This is a genomic window from Acidithrix ferrooxidans (assembly GCF_000949295.1).
Lineage (GTDB): Bacteria > Actinomycetota > Acidimicrobiia > Acidimicrobiales > Acidimicrobiaceae > Acidithrix > Acidithrix ferrooxidans.
Genome location: NZ_JXYS01000041.1, coordinates 1 through 15140, shown reverse-complemented (window position 1 = coordinate 15140; position 15140 = coordinate 1). Strand labels below are relative to the sequence as shown.

General features: G+C 58.8%; 16 protein-coding genes and 1 pseudogene. 5 read left to right on the top strand and 12 right to left on the bottom strand.

Going from position 1 to position 15140, the window contains the following annotated elements; genetic code table 11:
* Positions 1-271 (bottom strand): hypothetical protein (locus AXFE_RS19195; protein WP_200891226.1); only part of this gene is annotated, 271 nt, incomplete at its 3' end.
* 71 nt (positions 272-342) lie between these two features.
* Here AXFE_RS19195 and mobF point away from each other — a divergent pair.
* Positions 343-3900, top strand: a complete 3558-nt coding sequence (gene mobF, locus AXFE_RS08145; protein WP_052605389.1) for a MobF family relaxase — start codon at positions 343-345, stop codon at positions 3898-3900.
* 143 nt (positions 3901-4043) lie between these two features.
* Here mobF and AXFE_RS08140 read toward each other — a convergent pair whose 3' ends face one another.
* The 10 genes and pseudogenes from AXFE_RS08140 to AXFE_RS08105 all read right to left on the bottom strand — a co-directional run bounded on the left by AXFE_RS08140 (position 4044) and on the right by AXFE_RS08105 (position 10894).
* On the bottom strand, positions 4044-4667 hold the full coding sequence (locus tag AXFE_RS08140) for a tetratricopeptide repeat protein (protein ID WP_152625953.1): 624 nt from the start codon (positions 4665-4667) through the stop codon (positions 4044-4046).
* Positions 4668-4688: 21 nt separating this feature from the next.
* Positions 4689-5078: an HNH endonuclease gene (locus tag AXFE_RS18415; protein ID WP_082058580.1), complete on the bottom strand. Its 390-nt coding sequence runs from the start codon at positions 5076-5078 to the stop codon at positions 4689-4691.
* Between the two features lie 206 nt (positions 5079-5284).
* The gene (locus AXFE_RS08130) at positions 5285-5779 is read right to left on the bottom strand and encodes an integrase core domain-containing protein (protein ID WP_082058579.1); all 495 of its coding nucleotides are present in this window, start codon (positions 5777-5779) and stop codon (positions 5285-5287) included.
* Positions 5766-6791, bottom strand: coding sequence for a hypothetical protein (locus AXFE_RS08125; protein WP_152625952.1), 1026 nt, complete (start codon positions 6789-6791; stop codon positions 5766-5768). Before AXFE_RS08125 ends, AXFE_RS08130 begins: the two co-directional genes overlap by 14 nt.
* Positions 6788-7126 (bottom strand): hypothetical protein, encoded by a 339-nt coding sequence (locus tag AXFE_RS08120; protein WP_052605384.1) that lies wholly within the window; start codon positions 7124-7126, stop codon positions 6788-6790. Before AXFE_RS08120 ends, AXFE_RS08125 begins: the two co-directional genes overlap by 4 nt.
* 3 nt (positions 7127-7129) lie before the next feature.
* Positions 7130-7198: pseudogene (locus tag AXFE_RS21400) on the bottom strand (zinc-ribbon domain-containing protein); the annotation flags it as partial.
* 153 nt (positions 7199-7351) lie between these two features.
* Entirely contained in the window at positions 7352-7492 is a 141-nt protein-coding gene (locus AXFE_RS19950) for a hypothetical protein (RefSeq protein WP_160291780.1), read from the bottom strand.
* Positions 7493-7609: 117 nt separating this feature from the next.
* On the bottom strand, positions 7610-8440 hold the full coding sequence (locus tag AXFE_RS08115; protein WP_152625951.1) for a hypothetical protein: 831 nt from the start codon (positions 8438-8440) through the stop codon (positions 7610-7612).
* Positions 8441-8716: 276 nt separating this feature from the next.
* Complete coding sequence (locus tag AXFE_RS08110; protein WP_052605382.1) at positions 8717-9979, bottom strand: ISL3 family transposase; 1263 nt, start codon at positions 9977-9979, stop codon at positions 8717-8719.
* 540 nt (positions 9980-10519) lie between these two features.
* Entirely contained in the window at positions 10520-10894 is a 375-nt protein-coding gene (locus AXFE_RS08105) for a YciI family protein (protein WP_052605381.1), read from the bottom strand.
* Positions 10895-10956: 62 nt separating this feature from the next.
* On the opposite strand from AXFE_RS08105, the gene AXFE_RS08100 reads away from it, so the two are divergent.
* Positions 10957-11541 (top strand): TetR/AcrR family transcriptional regulator, encoded by a 585-nt coding sequence (locus AXFE_RS08100; protein WP_407071675.1) that lies wholly within the window; start codon positions 10957-10959, stop codon positions 11539-11541.
* Between the two features lie 281 nt (positions 11542-11822).
* Positions 11823-12131, top strand: coding sequence for a hypothetical protein (locus AXFE_RS20410; RefSeq protein ID WP_200891224.1), 309 nt, complete (start codon positions 11823-11825; stop codon positions 12129-12131).
* A 97-nt stretch (positions 12132-12228) separates the two neighbouring features.
* Here the strand turns inward: AXFE_RS20410 and AXFE_RS08090 are convergent, their stop codons facing one another.
* A complete protein-coding gene (locus AXFE_RS08090) occupies positions 12229-13755 on the bottom strand; it encodes an MFS transporter (RefSeq protein WP_052605379.1) in 1527 nt (508 codons plus the stop codon).
* A 57-nt stretch (positions 13756-13812) separates the two neighbouring features.
* On the opposite strand from AXFE_RS08090, the gene AXFE_RS08085 reads away from it, so the two are divergent.
* On the top strand, positions 13813-14400 hold the full coding sequence (locus tag AXFE_RS08085; RefSeq protein WP_052605378.1) for a TetR/AcrR family transcriptional regulator: 588 nt from the start codon (positions 13813-13815) through the stop codon (positions 14398-14400).
* Between the two features lie 151 nt (positions 14401-14551).
* Positions 14552-15118 (top strand): transposase family protein, encoded by a 567-nt coding sequence (locus AXFE_RS08080; protein ID WP_052605377.1) that lies wholly within the window; start codon positions 14552-14554, stop codon positions 15116-15118.
* Positions 15119-15140: the final 22 nt, after the last annotated feature.

Genomic DNA, 15140 nt, shown 5'->3' with positions numbered 1-15140 from the left:
GTGGAGTGAGGTGTGCCAGTGGAGTGAGGTGTGCCAGTGGAGTGAGGTGTGCCAGTGGAGTGAGGTGTGCCAGTGGAGTGAGGTGTGCCAGTGGAGTGAGGTGTGCCAGTGGAGTGAGGTGTGCCAGTGGAGTGAGGTGTGCCAGTGGAGTGAGGTGTGCCAGTGGAGTGAGGTGTGCCAGTGGAGTGAGGTGTGCCAGTGGAGTGAGGTGTGCCAGTGGAGTGAGGTGTGCCAGTGGTCCGGTCCGGAGAATTAGGCACACGTCTGGCATCTAGCCCCCAAGGGCGGGTAAACTAAGTGCAGTAATCCAGAGTCGCCTCCGTTCTAGGAGGACTCTTCGTGATGACCATTCGGCGGCTCTCGATTGGCGCGGGCTTCAAATATCTTCTCAAATCCATCTCCGTGGGCGACGGTCCCGAGGGGGCGAGCAAGTCCGATCTCGTTCGCTACTACAGCGAAACCGGCACTCCCCCGGGCGTCTTTCTAGGCGCCGGATTGGCTGGCCTAAACAACGCCGTAGGTGTGGAAGTCGGTCAATTCGTGACGGCGGAGAACCTCCAACGGATGCTCCAGGACTGCGCTGATCCCATCACCGGCGAGGTGCTCGGCAACGCTCCGAGAACGAAGGGCGTCGGTGGTTTCGACCTGACGTTCAGCCCCTCCAAGAGCGTGTCTGTGGCGTGGGCTTTGGCTGACCGGGAGACCCGCGAGGTGATCTATCGATGCCACCAGGAAGCCATCGCCGAGGTTCTCGCCTACGCCGAGCGCGAGGTCTTTCACACCCGTTCGGGCAAGAATGGCTGCGTCGAAGAGGACATCGTCGGAGTTATTGCGGCGAGTTTCACGCACTTCGATTCCCGTGATGGCGATCCCCAACTCCACGACCACGTTGTCGTGCTCAACCGGGTCCAAGCCAAGGATGACGGTGCCTGGCGCACCCTTGATAGTCGAGGTCTTTCCGCCTCCACGGTGATGCTCTCTGAGATGCACCAGGGCGTCCTTTCGGACCTGCTCACCGCCGAACTCGGCTGGGGCTGGGAGCCGCACGCTCGGCGTTCTAGCCCCGCTCCGAAGTGGGAAGTTGCCGGCGTGTCGGAGCGTCTCATGGAGGAGTTCTCCACCCGCACGACCGCAATTCTCGACGCCAAGGATCGGCTGATCACCCAGTTCGAGGAGGATCACCACCGCGCCCCCACCGACGTCGAAGTGCTCAAACTACGCCAGACGGCAACTCTCTCCACCCGCCGTGCGAAGAAGGGTGTCGGGCTCGGAGATCTAACGAACGAGTGGACCGCGCGCGCCACGCCGTACCTCGACAACGAGCCCACAGCCTGGGTGCATGAGCTCAGTGGCCGCGACGTGCCCGCCTTCACGAGCGCACAGTTCGAGGACGAGATCCTGTTGGATATCGCCACTACATCTCTAGAGATCGTGAGTTCGAAGCGCCCGACGTTCTCTCGCGCCAACGTCCAGGCGGAAGTCTTTCGCCAGATGCAGGGAGTCCGCTTCGCCACGCCCGCCGAGCGCATTCTCACGGCGACTCGGGCGACCGACCTCGCCGTTTCCCAGGCACTCCTCATCACCACACCCGACCTGCACCACACGCCACGCTTTCTGCTTCGAAGTGACGGCACGTCGAAGTTCCGAGCCACCGGCCACTGGATCTACACCACCACGACACTGCTCGATGCCGAAGCGCGGCTGCTCGACGCGGGCCAGCGCACTGACGCCGCAGTCGTTAGCAGCGCCACGGTAGCCAACATCACCAAGCAACCTTTACCCGGCAAAACTTTTGCGCTCTCTACCGATCAGGCTCTCGCCGTCGAGCAGATCACCACCTCGGGTTATGCCCTCGATCTTCTCGTCGGGCCCGCCGGCACCGGCAAGTCCACGGCCATGGCCGGGCTGCGTGCAGCCTGGGAATCGGAGCACGGCACCGGTTCGGTCACCGGTCTCGCGCCCTCGGCTGCCGCGGCTGAGGTCCTGGGTGAGGACATGGGCATCGATACCGACAATCTCGCCAAGTGGCTCTATGAGCACCGCCAACATGGCCAGCGCACTCGCGAACTGGGTGAGTTGCATGAGAAGGTAGGACTCATTGAACGGACCGGTGGAGTGCCGAATCCCCGATTACTCGCGAGCATCGCCAGCCGCGAAGAGGTGCTCGCGCGCTGGACCCTTCGCGCGGGTCAACTCATTGTCGTGGACGAGGCTAGTCTCGCCTCCACGTTCGCACTCGATGAACTCACGTCCGCCGCACTCGATGCGCGAGCCAAGGTGGTCCTCGTCGGTGACGGGGCGCAACTCTCCAGCGTCGACGCTGGAGGAATGTTTCGCACCCTGGTACGCGACCGCGGTAACAAAGCACCCACTTTGGCGGACGTTCGGCGTTTCAGCGCCGCGTGGGAGAAAGAAGCCAGTCTCGCCGTCCGTAACGGAACGAGTTCGTCCCTTGGCGCGTACGCGACCCACGAGCGGATCGCTGACGGAACTCGAGACGACATGCTCGACGCCCTCTACGACGCGTGGCAGGCTGACGGTGAACGAGGCCTGCACTCGTTGATGCTCGCGAGCGACACCACCACCACCACCACCGTGAATGAACTCAACGCCCGCGCTCGGGCCGAGCGGGTCGCCAGTGGCGCGGTCGTCGACGATGGAGTCGACGTCGCGGGGGCCATGACGGCCGGCGTCAACGATCTCGTAGTGACGCGCGAGAACAATCGACGACTGAAGACGGACACCGGGTGGGTCAAGAACGGCGACGTGTGGACCGTCTCCGCGACGCACGAAGACGGCTCAATGACCGTCACTCGAGTGGATGGAGAAGGCTCGGTCATCCTCCCGACCACTTACGTCGCTCAGAACGTCGAACTGGCTTACGCCACGACCGTGCACCGCGCGCAGGGTCGCACCGTGGACACCACCCACGCATTCGTAAGTCCCACCACCATCCGTGAGGTGCTGTACGTGGCCCTGACGCGAGGATCAGAGTCCAACCATCTCTACGTGGACACGCACTACGATCCTGATCCCAATACCGGTCATGATGGGCTAACCGAAGTGCCGAGCGCTCTCGAAGTACTTGCCGGCGTACTGCATCACGAAGGAGCAGACGTGTCCGCTACCGACATGATCCGTCAGTCCCAGACTCAGTCCATCGCCGCACTCGTCGCCGAGTACGACACCATTGTCTCGATAGCTGAAGGTCCGCGCTGGGATGAGGTACTGAGCCGGTCGGGACTCAGCGACACTGAACTCTCCCAAGCCAAGGCGTCTCCCGCGTATGCAGCACTACTCGCGCAACTACGAGACGCCGAAAGTCGGGGCTTCGACGTTGATACCGAACTACCAATGCTGGTAAGTGGCCGTTCGTTCGGCGACGCCGACGACATTGCCAGTGTCCTGCACCACCGCATCGATCGCTACGTGACCGAGGTGGGCTACCCCAGCCCACCGGCAACTGAACTCGTGGCCGGTCTCTTCCCCCGACCAACCGGGATCACCGACCCCGACGTCCTACTCGCACTGGATGATCGCGCCGACGCAATCGAGCGGCGCGCACGCGAACTCGCAACCATCGCCATTGACCGCGGTGACGCCTGGGTCCAGGACTTCGGCGATGCTCCCCCGACGGGCGAACAGTATGGCCGGTGGGCACGAAAAGTTGCGGCTGGCGCGGCCTACTTCGACCGCTGGAGGATTAACAATCCTGATGCCCTCCTCCACGTTGCAATCGGCAGTCACGAACAAGAAGCCCAGCGCAGTCGTGTACTGGACGCCGCCCAGAGGGCCCGAACACTCAGTGTGATCGAGGATATATCGGAGAAGTCCACTTACGTGCTGTCCGGCAACGAATCTTTGGATCCACCGACCCTGGAGTTTGGGCTCGACCACTAGCTCGACCTTCCTACATCGAGTCACACTTGAGGTCCGAAATATCCCAAGTCGCTTTCAGTGTTCGAATCCCTTTAGCCGCACCACAACCCCACGGGCCAGGTACTCAGGTGCCAGTTCTCTCTCGCTAAATCGGACAGATGTTCTCAGTGATGTGATCGCCGTTTTCTGTCCGCGGTCAGAGCCCGTTCACGCATCATGGCTGCCTTCTCAAGATCCTCACGGTCTTCCTCGAGAAAGTTTGCGTACTCGCCGAGTGCATCTGCGGACTTCGGGTCAGCATCGATGGCTCGCTCGAACAATTCTTCAGCGCGATCAAGGTCTTTCAGCTTATGTGCGACGAACCGCGCGTAACGGACATAGTTGAGCGCGTACGTAGGATCAAGCGAGATTGCCTCCTCAAACATCGCTTCAATCCTCTCCACATCACCGCCTCTCGCGTACAACTGATCCGCACGACAACCGTGATTTATCGCCGAATTCCTGTCGCGGGCCCTCATCGATTCTGCGTCCGCCGCAGCCGCGTCGTACCAGGACCATGCCTTCAACTCGGGTGGAAAACCACGTGCAGCTTCATACAATGTTCCTCGCTGATTCGGCTTGTCGAACGCATCTACGACGACAGTCTTCCAGGCATTTAGCGCATCCTCATCCGTTGGCATGGGATTGACGGCCCAGAACCGAAAGTCCCAGTCGATGCTGTCACACGGCTGTTGAGGAGGGACAAGTTCTATGCGTCGGAAAATGGGTCGACGAACGTTCTCGATCAACTCCTCAGGGGCAGGCACAAATTATGACTCCGTTTTTCCTTGGTGACACTTTCTGCACAGTAATTGCAAGTTTTTCGGATTAGACGACGACCCATTGATGTGGTCAATCTCATCGCCGGGCTTACCGCACTCCGCGCACATTCCACCGAACCGCTTCCACACCTCGTCTCGCTGTTCTGGAGTCAAGCGTCTCGCGGTCTCGGCATATCCGCCAGCAATTATGTGAGCCAACCTTGTATCAATCGCCCACTGAACATCGAAGGACATCAGTCTGCCGTCGTTGCTGCACTTTTTGATGTACCTAATCGCCTTAGAGACCTGCTTGCAAAGATCGCCGCAGAGAATCTGCTTCTTGCTTGCGAACATGAAGACTCCGCAATTTGCACAGGGACGAAACACGAGATCTTTCATCTCAACTCCCTCTACTTTCTTGGGCCGACCGCTGAAGTTTCACTTGCCAGTCAATCAGATGACCATCCGCGTGATCGTACAGTGAATCGATTCAAGACGCTCTGCCGAGAATGAAAGGAAGAACCGGCTTGACTCAGCGAAGGTGATTCGCCGTTGCAAGCATGTAAAGTGAATCGGTTTAGTGGAGACCGTTCTGCTTGGATCTCTCATGCCACCTTGGTCTGAGAATTGACACGATAGTCGTCTTCGACCTCGCTCGGTGTTCTGTAGTCGAGTTCACCGAGCAGTCGCTCCTCGTTGAACCAGGGCACCCACGCACACGTAGCGATTTCGAGGTCGTCAAGTCCCTTCCAGTGTCCGCCATTGTCGGCGAGGACGGCGGGGTTGCGGTGTAGTTCGGTCTTGAAGATGCCCATCGCCGATTCCGCCATTGCATTGTCAAACGAATCCCCGACGGTGCCGATCGACGGCGCAGCGCCGACGTCCGGACTAACGACAGCGAACTTCGACCTGAGTACCTGGCCCCACCACAACCCCACGGGATAGGTGATAGGGACGGGCAAAGCGTCCGTACCCATCGTGAATCCAGTCCAGGTTGGTTTGAGCCTGCGCGACTCTCGTGGGCGCTCCCTAGAGTTCTCCATTCTTACCGGACGGTCTGACAGAAACCATGAGATGAAACAAAAACTACTTCGAACCATACGACGCTACGAAGTTGCTCACGATCGCAAAGCAGATGGCGTGCTGGCTCGCGGGAAGAACACATGTTTCCGCCCAACTTCCATCATTGGTATTGGGGTTGTAAGTCATCGCGCCTATCGCAGAATTGACACCACCCGACGGACTGCCATCCCCAGAAATGCCAGGCGGATCAGTGAATTCCACGACGTTGCTCCCGACAGACGTCATCCCCTCCTCCCTAGGTGCAGCAGTGGGACAACTCTGTCCGAAGTCCGCTTGGTACGCGACGGCAGCGGTCTCGAACAGAGGGCACGCCTGCCCCAGAGTGCAACCGACGCAAGCACTTGTTTCCGAAGCGCTGATTTCTTGCACAGTGGAACTTGCTGCTAACGCACCCGTATAGACCTTCGGTTGATTCGGCGGTGCAATCTCTAACGTCCCCGAACCGTCAGCACCAATTGAAGCAATACACCCCCACCCTTTGGGGGTAGGCAACTCCATGATTCCCTGATTGTCGGAATAGACGTCGAGTCGGCCCGAGAAACCCGATGGGAGCATTACGTCGACGGTTGAAGGAAGATTCGCGGGTTTCGCCGACGAAACTCCATTGGTTGTCCTGCACACTAGGAGCGGAAGGTTCACAGATACGAGATTTGATTGATGACTCGTGGGTGCTAATGACGCCGTCGGTGTCGATGATCCTTGAGCGTTGGTATGTGCCATACCACGTTCACCGACCAGTACTCCGACGACGACAGTGAGAGCGATTAGTAGTGCACTACCTAAGACAAGAAGTCGTCGCTTTAAGTTTTTTCCTTTGTGCGCTTCCCGGGAAACAGCATTCTCACCAAGTCCGCCGCCGGTCGCCCGCACATCGACGTTTGGTCTTGCCACCTCTGTTTCAGATGTAGTCGCCGTCACTTCATTTGGAGTTGACGTTACGTCGGCAGCGAGCACCTCTGCCCTTGAGCCGCATCTGTTGCAAAAGACGTCTCCGTCCCTCAGGGTGTTGCCACATTTCGCGCAATTCATAGCGTCCGTCTACGAGCCCCGTCGGTAGACGTATTTGATTCAATCGCCATCAGGAGATCCAACACACAAGCGAAGAATCCGAATGAAGCGGCACCGAGCGCAGTAATCGCAATTTCAATTAGAACCGCATTAGATATGGTTCCCGACGATGCTCCGTTATCAACTAATGATTGATGAGTTTTGGACACACTGTAAATACCAAGAATAATCCAGGCAATAGCAAATATTTTCATGACGGCGGATACGGTGATCGCTCCCTGGAATGCGGGTTTGATTGGTTTGGTCGACTCTGTACTTTGACCGATTAGTACCGGATGCTCCCGAACACGAGCCATTTTGGACCCACACTTGCTGCAAAATGCGGAGCCTTCCGGATTCTCACTTTGACAAACAGGACACGGTGTCATGTGGGCCCCTTCGCATCTTCTCGACTGTTTTCTGTTCTTATCACTTGGTACCTCCGTTGGACATGTCTTTGAGTCACTTAGGTCGGAGGCCAGAAGGGTCTTTCCCCACTCCTTTAAGAAGGCGAAGGGTGCGAAGGTGGGCCGTTAAACCGCCTAGCGAGACTTTCGCTTCTTCGGCTTTCGTAACTTACGAATTCCCTTGTCATTTAAGGGCCCTCCGTGAGTAAGTTTGCCCCACTTCGTACGTCTATCGAACCAACGTCCCGTGCCGCCACAGAAAACACCCTTTGCCACACCCTCACCCCACGGCCTTTTCATAGTCGGAGCCGCCAGGCTCAGGTGCACCAGGATTGGATTCAGGGAGCCCAAACGCTTGATAAGGCGCTTGCGAGTTGAGGCTTTTAGACGTCGTCATCTGATAACGCGAACCAACGAGCCGTTTGACGCGTTGAGTTGGGTGACCGAGGCATTCCTGCTTTTGCCGTTAGGACCGCCATTTGCGCCCGCGCTGTTGGCCACCCACACGTGGGGACCGTTCACGACAATGGCGCTGGGTGCAGTGAATTCATCAACCGAGGCGTCGATGACGCGTACCAGCGAGCCGTTGGACGCATTGAGTTCGGTGACCGAGGTTTGATCGGTACTTCCTCCGTTGTTGAGGACCCACACGTGGGGACCGCTCACGACAATGCCGTTGGTTGCAGTGAATCCATCAGCCGCGGCGTCGATGACGCGTACCAGCGAGCCGTTGGACACATTGAGTTCGGTGACCGAACCGTTGCCAAAACCGCCGTTGTTCGCCACCCACACGTCGGCACCACTCACCGCAATGGCGTCGGGAGTGCTGAAACCGTAGCGCCGAGCGGTAATACTCCGTACTAACGAACCGTTTGACGCATTGAGTTCGGTGACCGAACCGTTGCCATAACCGCCACCGTTGTTGGCGACCCACACGTCGGCACCGCTCACCGCAATGGCGTCGGGTCCGTTAAATCTGTCGGCCGGGGCGTTAATGACGCGTATCAGCGAGCCGTTGGACGCATTGAGTTCGGTGACCGAACCGTTGCCCCCGCCGTTGCCGCTATTCGCCACCCACACGTGCGTACCACTTACGGCGATGGCGCTGGGAGTGCTGAAGTGCGCTGCACGGATTGTCGTCGCTGCTGATGGAAGCGTTGCATTCAGAAACAAGGCGACATTACAGAATACGACAACGAGGATAGACGCAACACTACGAGTCATGCGTGACTTACGTCTCACTTGTCAGCCTCACTCTCTCGAACATACTGCAAAGCAGAATTCGCGAATAGTCAGGAAGTTACTACAAACTTGTCTTCGCATTCGTGTGAAAGGCTACGCTATCCTCGCCCATCTGGCCGGATGTCCCCCAAGCATGGAATCAGATCTCAACGTTTGTCGCGAGGACGCCGTTCCGTTGACTATCTCGCCCACTTACGAACTGGAGCGACTGGGATCGTCTGAGAGATTATGGGCCTCCCGGCATAGATGTGGGTCGATTCAGGCATTCGGGACCAGGACTCGCTCGTGTGGGAGAACGTGTTTGATCGGTCCAAGTGTCACCATGATGAGGGCGAGCGCCGCGTTGGCAGAGTGGAAGCCGTAGGCCCGGTTGATGATGAGACGCACGCGCCGATTTAGTCCCTCGTGGCGGGCATTGTTCACGCCCAGTCGCACCGCTGCCAGGATGCCCTCACGACGTTTGCGAATGGTCTGGGCCAGGGTGACGAAGGGCTTCATGCCGCTGCGCTGTGCTCTCGAGCAGAACCGGTCGAGCAGGGCACCGACCTCCTCTTCGCTGAGGTCGCCCGCGAATATCGCCCGCAGGGCTTCTTTGAGCGCGTAGGCCCGCCACAGGTCGCCGCCTCGTCGCTTGATCTTGCGCAGCGTGGCCGACTCGTCATCGCTCAAGTCACCGGGGTTCCTCAACAGACACCACCGCGCGCCCTTGAACCGGCGAGCAGTGTCCTGGTCGGGGAGTTTGCGCAGGTCCTGCCAGACCCCTCGGCGGACCTTCTCGAGCGCCTGGGTCCCGGCTTGGACGACGTGAAATGGATCGAAGCAGATGACCGCCTTGGTCGCGTGGCCCTCCTTCCTCGCGGACTTCTCGAAGGCGGCCCCCATGTCCATCGATATCGCGGTGATCTGCGCCGAGCGCTCCTCACCCAGCTCGCTAAAGAAGCAGTCCAGCGTGGCGGTGTCCTTTCCTTCTTTGCCCCACACGAACTTGCCGGTGTCGTGGTTGGACACCAACGTGACATAGGAGTGGCCCTTGCGCCAGCTCACTTCGTCCGCGCCGATGACGAAGAGGTTGTCGAGGCGCGCGGGATCGAGCCCGGTCGCCATCACCCGCTCGATGATTCGCCCGGTCGTGTCCCAGTCGATGCGCACCAGGCGACGAAGCGCGGTCTTGTCCATGGTGGTCGCCAACCACCCGACCAGATCCTCGAAGTCCCGGGTGAAGTGAGAGCTAGCCCGGGCGAAGGGGACCCCCTCGGTGCGCGCACCGTGGGTCGGACACTCGATCCGGCGCAGGTCCGCTCGCACCTCCAGGCGCCACCGCCCGAGGTCGAGGTGGCGCCACGATGAGGACACCGGGCGGGTGTCGTAGCGGGCCTTGGCGGTGAACTCGCACCGGGGACAGCTCAGTTTCTTGTTTCGCAGTTTCACGGTGACAACCACCTTGGCCGGCTGGAAGTCCACGTCGCTGACGGTGACCCCGGGCAGGTCCATGAGGAGTTTGAATACAGTGGTAGCGCGCACGGGTGCTCTCCTTGGTTCGGTTGTTTATTCCAACTCCAAACCTAGGAACCACCCGTGCGTTTCACTTGAGCGGTCGAGAGGATTTTGGGCTTCACCGGTGCCTCGCGGGAGTCCCCGCGAAACGAGTGCGGATCACCGGGCCGTTCACCTACCCTTAAAACCCATGTCCTGCAAGGAGAAGCGTCCGATTACTCCGTCACGGAACCCACATTCATGCCTCAAGACCCGAGATTATCTACTCCTCCCCCAGCCGTAGGTCGACAACCTCGCCGTCTGCCCCTCGAAACTGAATGGTAGCTCGACCTTGAAACGACCCCAGGTCTAGCCAACTGTCGAGCCACGAATCCAAACGTGAGAGGACGTCAGTGGACGTTGGTGGACATTCAACTCCGTCTGGCCAACAAATCTGGACGCTGAGATACGTCCCTGAACGCTCTTGAAATACTCCCGTGCCGAGATCGAGACTCGGGCGGCCCACCCACCACAGCGCGTGAAGGTTGAGTCCTTACTTCGCAGGGTGTAGGGCGGCGAGACTTTATGTCATTGGTCGATGTCGGCGCTTCCTGCAGTCGGCGCCTGGCTCTGCGCCGTACTGAACTCCGCGACGTTGACGTCCATTCGGGTTCCCGCGAAAGCGTCAAAGATGGACACGTGCTGACGCAGTTCGTAGGCGAGCACTCCGGCTCGCACACCCGGGTCTTCGTTCATGATTATTGCCGCGTGTCTCATATCGTTCACCTCAAGGACTGCGATACCAGCATTGTGACCCTCGTAGGGGCCGCCCAGCAGCAGCCTCCCCTCGTCGTAGTGACGTCGCATCGACGCGAGGTGGGCTTCAATGGGCTCACCTTGTTCGTAGACACTCTTGCCAACGATCCAATTGGGGCCGGGACTGAGGTGGACGATGACGCGCATGGTGCTTCTCCATTCGTTGCGTGCATTGGTGTACGGAACGTACCATACAGTAGTGTATGGTCATGAGATTGTCAAGGCAGGACTGGGCCGAGGCGGCGCTACGGGCATTGGAAGAAGGTGGCCCCGACGCCGTCGCCGTCTTGCCAATCGCCCACGCATTGGCGACCACCCGCGGCAGTTTCTATTGGCACTTCACGAACCGAGCAGACCTGCTGGAAGTGGCCCTGCAACGCTGGGAGTCGCGTTCGACCGACGCCCTCATAGAACGACTCTCGGCCGATCCGAACCCGCGGATCAGACTCCGTCGGCTCTTCGAGTACGCCTTCAGCGGCGATCACGACGTGGTCGAGATCTCCCTCGCCGCTCACGCCAGCCGCCCCGAGATTGCTGTGGTACTTGAGCGGGTGGCTACGAAGCGAGCCAACTACCTCGAAGCCTGTTTCAGCGAACTGGGGTTCAGCGACGCCGCAGCCCGGGGACGCGGGCTCGTCGCGTACGCGACGTATCTCGGATGGCTCCAGTTACGTCGAAGCGCACCATCCGTCCTCAGCGACGAGGACGCGAATACCAGCATCGCCAAACTGCTGGAACGCCTTCTTATCCAAGACCCCGGAGATTCGGACACGACAACATCGACGCCGCAGTGAGCCGCTCACGACGCAACGTCCGGCCTCATGGCCTGCCCTGGTGCTGGGGTACGACCAACGAAGAAATACGCGCGGACTACCCGTGCGCTGGTCGACTTGCGGGACCGGTCCTCAGTCTGTATCGCGCCGTTGATGTGGCGGCACAGCCAGCAACGGTGTTCCGCTGGATGTGTCAACTCAAAGTTGCGCCCTACAGTTATGACGCGATCGACAATCTCGGGCGAAGGAGCCCTCGCACGCTCACCCCCGGCGCGCAGAACCTGGAAGTCGGGCAACGTTGGATGGTATTTCGTATCGTCGCCTTCCAGCAGAATGCCCACATCACTGGTGAGGTGCTCCGCCGCCCACGGCAACTCTTTGGACCAATGGTCTGCACCTACGAAGTCCAACCGGGCGCGGGTGCCTCCAGTCGGCTGGTCGTGCGTCTCGACCTTTCGGTACCGAATGTATTTCGCAGACTCGCCGCAACACCACTCGCGTGGGCCGACCTGATCATGATGCGAAAGCAACTCTTCACACTCAAGCAACTGGCCGAGCGTGATGAATCAGGTCGCGATGTACCCAGGTCATCGAGAAGGACGATCCCTTGAGAAAGTCGACCAGTGGATTCAACGATGTACACCACTAGATTCATGAGTTCTCTCACTACATCACGACTCCGGGAGTCCTGGCGTCCGTAACCCGCGGTCAAGTGATGGGAAGCTGAGATCGGCCGTTTGGTAGGAATCGAAAAATGACGATGGCCGCCACTGTGGCGGTAAGGGCCGCCACCAGACATCCTCGATGTAGGCCAGTCATAAACGCATTGGTGACGTCGAGTCGAGCGCTCACCTGCACGGCCGCGGGTAAGTGGGCGACGGTTGCCTGAGCGGCCTGCATCGAGCGTTGCGCCCCGCCCAGTTGCGCGGCGCTGAGCCCCAGATGGGCGAGCGCACGACGAACCTGGGGACCGAAGAGCGATGAGAATACCGATCCAATCACCGCGACGCCTAACGTGCCGCCGAGTTCGCGTGTGGTCTCGTTACCCGCGGCGCCCGCACCGACCTGCTCGGGCGACAACGATCCCATCACGACGGCGGTGGACGGGGCGCTAACCAGTGAAAAACCGAGGGCGAGGACCATCATCGCACCGATAACCGGTCCAAAGAACGCAGCCGATGTACCGATGGTCGCCACCCAAGCGAGCGCCAGCGCCACCAAAGCGAGTCCCGCGACAACCACGTAACGTGTGCCGACACGCAATGCGCCGAGCGCTCCGAGCGGCGTCGCCACCACGGTCACCGCAGCGAACGGCAAGGTGTGCACACCGGCTGACAGTGCGGAGTAGCCGCGCACGAGTTGGAAGTACTGCGTGATGAGAAAGATGAAGCCAAAGAGACAGAAGTAAATGGTGGCTATCGCCCCCGCCCCGGCGGAAAACGCACCGTTGCGAAAAATCCGTACGTCGAGCAGTGGCCCTTCGCGGCGCAGCTCGTGCCTCGTGAACAAGACCAGGAGGATTGCCGAAAGAACGAAGAGGCTAAGGGTCGTCGTCGCGCGCCACCCCCACGACGGGCCCTCGATGATGGCGAGGACCAGTGACGTTACGCCCGTCGTTCCAAAGAATAATCCACCGAGGTCGAGAGGACGACTGACGGCGCTCTTGGATTCGGGAACGACGAACACCGTCGCGACTACCCCTACGACCGCGATCGGAATATTGAACAAGAAGATCGAACCGAACCAGGAGTGGGTGATCAAGGCTCCCCCGACGACCGGCCCGACCGCGATCGCGCCACCGGCGGCCGCGCCCCAAATTCCAAAGGCGGTGGCGCGCTCCTTCGGGTCTTCAAAGATCACGGTCACCAGCGACAGTATCGCGGGAAAGATGAACGCCGCCGAGGCCCCCATGAGGGCGCGCGCACTCAATAATGTCGCGATGCTATTCGAGTACGCGGCGAGCAGTGAGAACACTGCAAACGCAATCAACGCGAACTGCAAGACTCGCTTGCGTCCCAGTCGATCCGACACGCCCCCACCCGCCAGCAAGAGGCCGGCGAACGGCAGTGAATAGCCGTCGCCAATCCACTGCAGCGCCGAATCCGAGGCCCGCATATCCCTCGAAAGCGACGGCAACGCCACGTTCACGACCGTGTTGTCCACCACGACGAGAAAGACCGCGATGCAAAGAACTGACAGGATCCTCCAACGTCGATCGTGAACGCGGTATGGCATGGACCCCCTATAGAACACTGTTCTATTACAATAGAACAGTGTTCTATACTCTGTCAAGTGACCGCTCGCCATCTTCGAACGCCGTCGGACAAGATTGCTCCCGACGTGCTTTGCGCCGCGCTCGAGATCCTCGACGAACTGGGTCCTGACGGCTTCACGGTTCGCGCGATCGCCGAACGCGCCGACGTCGCGCCGATGGCGATCTACAACCATTTCGATGGCAAGAACGGTGTCCTCGAAGCAATCTGGGCCGATGGTTTTGACCAGTTGCGTACCGAACTCGGCGTGACGACCGGTGACGCTGAGGTCGATGTCATGGCCGCAGGCATGGCCTACCGATCCTTCGCGCTCGAACACCGCGCGCACTACACCGTTATGTTCATGCACCGCTTCGTCGGGTTCGAACCGTCAGTCGACGCAGCCCACTTGGCCGCCGGCGCTTTCCAAGAACTCGTCAACCACATCGAACGATGCCAGGTCCTGGGGCTCTTCCAATCAGATAAAGCGACCAACGTGGCCCAGATGATGTGGGCCACGTGCCACGGTTACGTTTCGCTCGAGATCTTGAATATCAACTTCTCCGACAAACCCGACGAAACGTATATTCATCTTCTATCAGGGTTGCGCAATGGTTTGGCAACCTAACGCTTCGGCGAATTGACCAAGGTCAGTTTCATGGCACTTCGGATTTAACGGTGGCTAGAGGTTAAAGTTCCATTTTTATAAAGTCGCTTTGGAGGTGGTACAGGGGTTCTGCCAGAATGGGATTTGACAAAACTCACAATGGAGAGCCCCTGTGGAAAAAGATCATAAAGCAATTTCTAAAATCTTGGTTGGTTTAGTTGATATTAATTTGATAGGCGTTGAAGATAATCTTGGTGAACCGCTCCATGTTCACATTGAGTGTTCTAATTCACAAAAGCAATGTCCAACTTGTGAAGGCAAAGTTCACCATAATGGCCTCAGAGTTGTTGAGGTTGTAGACCTACCGTCTTTTGGTCGCAAGGTTATTCTTTTTTGGTCTAAGCACAGATGGCGATGTGCAAACAAACACTGCCCCCAACCGTCTTTTAGTGATGATGATCCAAAAATAGCTCCAAGTCGTCTTCGCCTAAGTGATCGGGCGGCTAGATGGGCAACTTATGCTGTTGGAGCCCAGCGTCGTAGCGTTTCTTGTGTGGCTAAGGAACTTGGCTGTGATTGGCATACGATAAATGACGCAGTCGTTGCCTATGGAGCTGCATTGGTGGATGATCCTTCACGTTTTGGTGCTGTGGATGCTCTGGGACTAGACGAGGTCTTGTTCTACCGTGAAGGTAAGTATCACCAAAACAGAAATTTGGGGCTTGACAACTATTTCTAGATGTGAGACGTGGTGTACTTTT